The sequence below is a fragment of the Pseudomonas sp. GW823-FHT02E01 genome, assembly GCF_058797535.1.
In genome coordinates, this window is sequence record NZ_JBXAJS010000001.1 from 610,601 (window position 1) to 617,954 (window position 7,354).

Below are 7,354 nucleotides of genomic sequence, written 5' to 3' on the forward strand. Positions count from 1 at the left end.
CTCGCTCCTACGGTGTTCGGGGGTGTACACAAATTTCCCACCCGACACAGCTCAACTGTGGGAGCGAGCTTGCTCGCAATGGTGTGTCAGTCGACGTCAATGCAACTGATGGACCATCGCGAGCAGGCTCGCTCCTACAGGGCTTTGTGTTTTAGCGATCTAAACCACCCGCGCCGGATGCTGCTTACGCGGGTCGCCGAGCATGGCGCGGTGGGACGGCGGCTGGCGGCCTTCGGCTTCGCTGATGCCGTAGCCAGGGGCAATTTCGGCGGTGATCAGGGTCTGCCCGGACAACGCCATCAACTGCGGATCATTGAGCAAGGCATGAATCACCCGCCCGTTGAATTGCGGGGTTTCGGCGTGGGCCAGAAACGCCTGGTACTGCTCGCCATGCTGTTCGCCGGCAATCTTCGTACGTTCGGTCAGTTGCGGGCCGAGCCACAGCGACAATGCCGCCACGCCCTGCCCTTCGAAATCGATCGCCATGTCCGCTGCCAGCTTGTCGACGCCGGCCTTTTGCGCGCCGTACGCCGGGCCATGCATGTAGCACCCGGCACCGAACGACGAAGTGAAGCAAATCAGCCCTTGGGCACTTTTGAGCAACAGCGGCGCGGCATAGAAGCTGGCGATGTAGGCCGAGCGCAGGCCGACGTCGAGAATGCGCACCAGGTCCAGCGGTTTAGCCCAGAACGGCCCTGGTTCGATCAACTGGTCATGGATGAACGCGGCGTTGTTCACCAGCAGATCCAGATGCCCGCACTCATGTTCCACACGGGTAAACAGCGCCTGAACCTGCGCATCATCGGCGTGATCACAGACCACCGCGATACCGCGCCCACCGGCGTCGGTGATCGCGGCGGCGGTGTCCTCCAGCGAGCCGCGCAAGGCATGCCCGTACAAATTCGACCCGCCCTGCGCCGAGGCGCGACCGGTGACATACACCGTCATGCCCGCCGCTCCAAGGGCCAGGGCAATGCCCTGCCCGACTCCGCGACTGGCACCGGTCACTACGGCGATCTGTGGACGCTGGTTGTTCATTCGACACTCCCGAACAAGGTTTTCGCCGAAGCGGTTTCGCTCTGGCGCTTGATGTGATTGGCGGCCAGGTAACCGAAGGTCATGGCCGGGCCGATGGTCGAACCGGCACCCGGATAGGTGCGGCCCATCATCGAGGCGGCGCTGTTGCCGATGGCGTACAGACCGTTGATCGGTTCGCCGTCTTCATGCAACACGCGGGCGTGCACGTCGGTCAGCAGGCCACCCTTGGTGCCGATGTCGCCGGCGTCGATGCGCACGGCGTAGAACGGCCCTTTGAGCAACGGCGCCAGGCACGGATTGGGTTGCACGTTCGGGTCGCCGTAGTAGCGATCGAACAGTGATTCGCCCTTGTGGAAATCCTCGTCGACGCCCTGCACGGCCATGCCGTTGAAACGCTGCACGGTGCGCACCAGCCCGCCAGCGTCGACGCCGATTTTCGTCGCCAGTTCTTCCAGGCTCGACGCCTTGTGGAAGTAATCACGCAAATGCTCTGGCAATTGCCAATCGCGCTGGGCATAGCCCGGCAGCAAGGCGCCGCACGGGTATTTGCGGCGGAACTCGGCGTCGAACACCATCCAGCACGGCACGCTCGCGGCGCCTTCGCGGTTGTTGGCGTACATCGCGTAAACGATATCGGTATAGGGCGCGGCTTCGTTGACGAAACGCTCCCCCGCCGCGTTGACCATCACACACCCCGGCAAGGTGCGTTCAACGAACAGCGCCCGCTGTTTTTCTTCACCCTTGACGTAAGTGGTCGGCGCCCACCAGCTGTGCTCCATCAACGCGGTCCGAGCACCGATGGCCTGGCCGGCGCGAATACCGTCGCCGGTATTGTTGGGCGGCGTGGCACTCCAGTTGGCCTGGGACGGCTGCGGCAGGTACTGCTCGCGCATCGCCTGGTTACGCTCGAAACCACCGGCGGCGATGATCACCCCGTAGCGCGCCTTGACGTTGAGCAACTGACCGTTGCGATTGACCCGCGCCCCGCCGACCCGGTCGCCGACCAGCAGCAGCTCTTCGAGTGCACAGTTGAGCCACAGCGACTTGCCGCGATCCTGCAACGAACAGCGCAAGGCACCGATCAAGGCATTGCCCAGGGTCAGGAAACGGTCGCGACGGGATAAACGCCGCCCCTCGCGATCACGCCAGTAGCGCCACATCACCCGCAGGGTCAGGCGCAACCAGCCGGGGCCACGGCACAGCAGCACTTGCGCCTCTTTCATGGTCATCGCCATGCGTCCCATCATCAGGGTGCCGGGGGACGGTGCGCGCATGCGCAAAAATTCTTCGCCGAGTTCGGCGGCATCGAACGGTTGCGGATCCATCGAACGATAGCCCGGTTTTCCGCCCTCGACTTCCGGGTAGTAATCGGCGTAGCGCGGTTGCGCCTCGAAGCGCACGCGGGTGTGTTTTTCCAGGTACTCGACCATCTCCCGGCCGTGTTCGACATAGGCTTCGATGCGCCCGTCGTCGATCTCGCCATGGGTCACGGCGCGGATGTAGGCAATCGCTTCGGCCGCCGAATCACTGCCGCCGATGGCGTTGATCCGGTGATTGTTGGGGATCCAGATGCCGCCGCCGGACACCGCCGAGGTGCCGCCGTACTCGCCGCTCTTTTCGATCAGCAACGCATTCAGGCCCAAGTCGTGGGCGCGCAGCGCTGCGGTCATGCCCCCGGCTCCCGAGCCAATCACCAACACATCACAGCACTCGTCCCATTTGATCCCGGCAGCGTTCATGCGATCACCCTTGTTCAGCGCCCATCAGGCAGAAACCGCCACCGCCGGATCTTCGCCCGGTGCAGTCGGTCTCGGGATTGTTCGCCCCGTGCGCCGGGTGTTCATCGTCCGATAAGACTAAGGCCGGGACTGCGCCCGCCCCGTACAAATCGCTTAGTCCGCTTGGACGATGTTGCGCGCAAGTCGTGACTCCATAGTCGCCCACAGCACCAATCACTCCCCTGAAATGCAGGTCGGGCAGGTCTGACCTGGGCCATGAGGACGACATGATAAAAACAATAATCGCCCCACCAACACAGCACCCTCGCACACAGCTTGTTCTATTGATGCTGGCTGGTGGACTTAGCGCTCACGTTAACGCCATGAGCTTTCAGCCAAGCGAAGACTTGAGCATCGACTGGGACACCACACTGACCTACAGCCTCGCCTGGCGGACCGAGTCTCGCGATCACAAGCTGACCGCCAATGCCAACGGCAACGACGGCGACAACGCGTTCGACAAAGGCAGCCTGATCAACAACCGCAGCGGCTTTCTCACCGAAGCCAACATCAAGTGGCAAGACGACTACGGCGTGTTCGTCCGGGCGACTGGCTTCTACGACAACGTCTACGATCAGGACAACGACAACACCACCGGCACTTCCAACTGCTTCGCCGGCGGCCATTGCAGCAAACCCGACCGTTTCTCCCAGGACACCATCGACCAGCATCGCAATGAGTTGCGCATGCTCGACTACTACGCCTATGGCACCTGGGACGTGAGCGGCCATGCCCTCAACGCGCGCCTGGGTAATCAGGTGGTGAGCTGGGGTGAAAGTCTGTTCTATCCGGGTATTTCCGCGGCCCAGAGCCCGGTGGACGCGACCAAGGCGACCACCCCGGGCGTCGAGGTCAAGGAAATCCTGCTGCCGGTCGGCCAACTGTTCACCCAGTTCGCCCTGACCGAAAGCCTGGGTATCCAGGCCTACTACCAATACAAGTGGGAGAAAACCGAGCTGTTCGGCGTGGGTAGTTACTTCTCCACCACCGACTTCATCGACGAGGGCGGCTTCAACGACGCCTCCGGTTTCGTCACCCGCCTCAAGGACGACAAGCCGAGCGACAGCGGCCAGTACGGTGTGGCCTTCACCTACGCCGCCGAGTCGCTGAACAACACCGAGTTCGGCCTCTTCTACTCGCGCTATCACGACAAGACGCCGTCGCTGGATTTTGCGACGAACCTGGGCCGCTACCAGGTGCGCTACTTCGACAACATCGACCTGTTCGGTGCGAGTTTCGCCACGGTGCTGGGCGATGTCAGCTGGGCCGGTGAAGTCAGCTACCGAGACGGCACGCCGGTGATGGTCGACAACGGTTTCTCCAGCCCCGTGCGCGGCAAGACCATACAAGCGCAAACGTCGATGATCTACGTACTCGGCCCGACCTCCTTCGCCGACAACACCAGCCTGACCGGCGAGCTGGTCTACAACACAGTGGTCAGCAACGACGAATCGCAGCCAGTGACCCTGGCCCCTGGTTTCGCGCTGCCGGGCACCGACAGCCTGGTCTATGACCGCGATGCCTGGGGCTACACGGTGCAGGCGAACTTTGACTACAACGACGTGTTCAGCGGATGGGACATGTCGGTGCCTGTCACCTTCAGCGCCGCCGCCCACGGCGACAGCTCGATGGTCGGTTCGATCAACGCCGGCCAGAACGATAACCGCGCCAGCATCGGCAGTTCGTGGCGCTACTTGGGCAACTTCACCGTCGAGGCCCGCTACAACGCCTACCTCGGCAGCGCCAACAACAGCCCGTTGGCCGACCGCGACAACGTCGCGCTCAACTTCAAGTACCGGTTCTGATTCCCCTGTCGGAGGAGCACAGCATGTCCAGATTCACCCAAACATTATTGAGCACTGCGCTGACCGTCGGCCTGCTCGGCAGTGGCCTGGCCTACGCCAAGGTCAGCCCCGAAGAAGCCGCCCGCCTGGGCCAGGACCTGACCCCGATGGGCGCCGAAAAAGCCGGCAACGCCGACGGCAGCATCCCGGCCTGGTCCGGCAAATGGCGCGGCCTGCCGCCAGGACTCAAATACGCCGGCCCCGGCACGCCGTACCCGGATCCGTACGCCGCGGAAAAACCGCTGTTCGTGATCGATTCGAAGAACATGGACAAGTACGCCGACAACCTGACCGATGGCCAGAAGGCGCTGTTCAAGCGATATCCGGATACCTTCAAGATCCCGGTCTACCCGAGCCACCGCGACTTCCGCCTTGATCAGCGACTGGAAGACCAGATCAAGAAAAACGCCGTCACTGCCGAACTCGAGAATGACAACAACGACACCAAAAACGCCTGGGGTGCCTCGCCGTTCCCGATCCCGAAGAATGGCAGCGAGTTGATGTTCAACCATACCTTGCAGGGGCGCGCCAACACTGAAGAGGCCAACTACGGCCAGGCGGTGGTGTACTCCAACAAGGAAAAGGTGCTGGAAGAGGTCAACTACAAGATCTTCTCGATCTGGTCGAGCCCGGACAAAACCCTGGAGGCCGCGAACGGTGTATCCACCCACTTCCTGCTCACCACCCTGGAACCGGTGCGCAAGAAAGGCGAGATCGTGGTCGGTCACGAGTTCATCAATCCGACCGCCTCCCCGCGCCAGGCCTGGCAGTACAGCCCCGGCCAACGCCGGGTACGTCGCGCGCCGACCGTGGGTTATGACTCGCCGACCGGCGCGGGAGGTTTTCGCGTGTACGACGAAGACCGCTTGTTCAACGGTGCGCCAGACCGCTACAACTGGACCATCGTCGGTAAGAAGGAAATCTACATTCCGTACCACAACTACAAGATCGACGACCCGAGCGTAACGGCCGACCAGATCCTGGACACCACCGGCCACGTCGATCCGCAGTACATGCGCTACGAGAAACACCGCGTCTGGGTGTTGCAGGCCAACCTCAAGGAAGGTGCCCGCCACGTATACGCCAAGCGCGTGCTGTACCTGGACGAGGACACCTGGTCCGCGACCATGGCCGACAACTACGACAGTCGTGGCCAGTTGTGGCGCACCAACATGCAGACCTCGATCTACGCCTATGAGATGCAGCGCTACCACGCTCGTCTCGGCATCTACCACGACCTGATCGCCGGCTCTTACCTGGTTGACCGCATGCTGATCGATCAGAAGCCGGCCAAGCTCAACGCCACCGCCTTCACTGAAGACGAATTCACCCCTGGCAACCTGCGCAAACTCGGCACCCGCTAAACTCACCGCGCCCCGACCGAATCATTCGGTCGGGGCGTTGTGCTTTGTAAAAACCGCTGCGCCCACGGAAGACTTCGCCATGAACAAACTCCTCACCGGCATCATCGCCATGGCCAGCGTTGGCCTGTCGATGCAAGCCAACGCCCTGAACATCCTGCTGACCAACGACGATGGCTGCCGCGCGCCCGGCATCGATGCGATGTACCGGGCGCTGACCGCCGCCGGGCACAAGGTCACCTTGGTCGGCCCGTTGAACGACAGCAGCGGCATCAGCGCCGCCAGCGTGGTCGTACCTGGCCAGGCCCTGGCGGTGACCGAACTGGCGTCAGGCAAATTTTGCGTCGGGCCGCCGCAGGACTACACCCCGCCCGCCGGCAAGACCTCCGCCATCGGCACGCCGGTGGATGCGGTCAACGTCGGCCTTGATGTGATCCTCAAGGATTCGCCACCAGACCTGGTGGTGTCAGGCAGCAACTTCGGCGAAAACGTCGGCCCGCTTACGCAGATGTCCGGCACCCTCAACGCCGCCGTTCGCGCGATGTTCAAGGGAATTCCGGCGGTGGCGGTGTCCACGGGTATCGACATGGACCTGATCATTCGCGACCAGCAGGCCGGCTACCGCAAGACCCTCGACGCCATGGACGACACGGCGCGCTTTGCCGTGAAGGTCATCGAACAGGCGGGCCTGGCCGGCACAGACGCCAAACAGGCCTGTGCCAGGAACAAACATCAGTGTGATTTGAACGTGCTCGGCCTGCCGGGTGTGAGCGGCCTGAACCTCAACTACCCGCCCCTGAAACCCGATGAAGTCAAAGGCGTGAGCTTTGCGCCGATCGGCAATTGGGATCGGGTCAACTTCACCTCTCAGCGCGGCGCCGACGGCGTGGTCCACGTCAACCTGGCCGCCCCGTCGACACCGACCGAAACCCAGCAAAAGGCCGATGCCTATCAACTGTGGCAAGGCCACGTGGTGATCACCGTGATCGACGGCAACATGACCGCACCAGAGGCGATGCAGGATCAGGCGAAGAAGATATTGCGCGGGGTCAAGCCTTAAGCAAGCACGGAACGGTGTTAATCACAAAACCATTGCTCGCGATGAGGCCGACACATTCACCATCGATGTCGACTGACAGTCCGCTATCGCGAGCAAGCTCGCTCCCACAGGGTTAGCGGGTGTGCACAACATCTGCGGCTATCCAAAAATCATTGTGGGAGCGAGCTTGCTCGCGATGAGGCCGGCCCAGTCCACATCAATCTCGCCTGACAGTCCGCCATCGCGAGCAAGCTCGCTCCCACAGGGTTAGCGGGTGTGCACAACATCTGCGGC

5 protein-coding genes are annotated in these 7,354 nt (G+C 62.3%); 3 read left to right on the forward strand and 2 right to left on the reverse strand.

Translation table 11 applies throughout. The features are described 5' to 3' along the window. Window positions 1-159 precede the first annotated feature (159 nt). Both AC1RDQ_RS02755 and AC1RDQ_RS02760 read right to left on the reverse strand, forming a co-directional pair. The gene (locus AC1RDQ_RS02755) at window positions 160-1,038 is read right to left on the reverse strand and encodes an SDR family NAD(P)-dependent oxidoreductase (RefSeq protein ID WP_492586212.1); all 879 of its coding nucleotides are present in this window, start codon (window positions 1,036-1,038) and stop codon (window positions 160-162) included. Then, window positions 1,035-2,777, reverse strand: a complete 1,743-nt coding sequence (locus tag AC1RDQ_RS02760; protein ID WP_492586214.1) for an FAD-binding protein — start codon at window positions 2,775-2,777, stop codon at window positions 1,035-1,037. The genes AC1RDQ_RS02755 and AC1RDQ_RS02760 overlap by 4 nt, the downstream gene beginning before the upstream one ends. A gap of 326 nt (window positions 2,778-3,103) precedes the next feature. Here AC1RDQ_RS02760 and AC1RDQ_RS02765 point away from each other — a divergent pair, with 326 nt between their 5' ends. The 3 genes from AC1RDQ_RS02765 (at window position 3,104) to surE (ending at window position 7,081) form a co-directional block, all read left to right on the forward strand. Further along, window positions 3,104-4,621, forward strand: a complete 1,518-nt coding sequence (locus AC1RDQ_RS02765; protein ID WP_306345028.1) for a DUF1302 domain-containing protein — start codon at window positions 3,104-3,106, stop codon at window positions 4,619-4,621. Between the two features lie 23 nt (window positions 4,622-4,644). Further along, window positions 4,645-6,024, forward strand: coding sequence for a DUF1329 domain-containing protein (locus AC1RDQ_RS02770; protein WP_057714060.1), 1,380 nt, complete (start codon window positions 4,645-4,647; stop codon window positions 6,022-6,024). Window positions 6,025-6,103: 79 nt separating this feature from the next. Next, a complete protein-coding gene (surE, locus tag AC1RDQ_RS02775; protein WP_492586216.1) occupies window positions 6,104-7,081 on the forward strand; it encodes a 5'/3'-nucleotidase SurE in 978 nt (325 codons plus the stop codon). The last annotated feature ends 273 nt before the right edge of the window (window positions 7,082-7,354 follow it).

Coding starts and splice junctions, on each gene's coding strand:
- surE (WP_492586216.1), top strand. CDS start 6,104: ATGAACAAACTCCTCACCGGCATCATCGCCATGGCCAGCGTTGGCCTG.
- AC1RDQ_RS02760 (WP_492586214.1), bottom strand. CDS start 2,777: ATGAACGCTGCCGGGATCAAATGGGACGAGTGCTGTGATGTGTTGGTG.
- AC1RDQ_RS02755 (WP_492586212.1), bottom strand. CDS start 1,038: ATGAACAACCAGCGTCCACAGATCGCCGTAGTGACCGGTGCCAGTCGC.
- AC1RDQ_RS02770 (WP_057714060.1), top strand. CDS start 4,645: ATGTCCAGATTCACCCAAACATTATTGAGCACTGCGCTGACCGTCGGC.
- AC1RDQ_RS02765 (WP_306345028.1), top strand. CDS start 3,104: ATGCTGGCTGGTGGACTTAGCGCTCACGTTAACGCCATGAGCTTTCAG.